Consider the following 439-nt stretch of genomic DNA (forward strand, 5'->3'; position numbering starts at 1 on the left):
GAAGGGCTATGACGCGGGCAAGAGGGTCTCGGGCATCAAGCGTCACATTGCGGTGGATACGCAGGGCTTGCCACACGCGGTGACGGTGACCACGGCCGAGGTGACGGATCGCAAAGGAGCGCTGCAGGCACTGCAGCGATGCAGGCCCAGGCTCAGTCGGGTGCAAAGCCTGCTGTGCGACAGCGGCTACGTGGGCCAGCCCTTTGCGCAGGGTGTGCAGAAGATTCTGGGCGGACACGTGACGGTGCAGATCGCTAGGAGGAGTGAGTTACACACCTTCAAGGTGATGCCCAAGCGCTGGGTGGTCGAGCGCAGCTTTGCCTGGCTGGAGAAGAACCGCAGGCTGTGGAAGAACTGCGAGCGCCTGCTCAACACCAGCCTGCAGTTCATCCACTTGGCGTTCTTGGCGTTGCTACTCAGGAGATCGTAAACAGGTTCT

General features: G+C 61.5%; 1 protein-coding gene. It reads left to right on the forward strand.

Going from position 1 to position 439, the window contains the following annotated elements:
• Positions 1 to 430, forward strand: a 430-nt coding sequence (locus ACX12L_RS23025; RefSeq protein ID WP_459264585.1) for an IS5 family transposase, incomplete at its 5' end; no start/stop codon positions are given.
• Positions 431 to 439: the final 9 nt, after the last annotated feature.

The sequence above is a fragment of the Alicycliphilus sp. T452 genome (genome assembly GCF_054512775.1).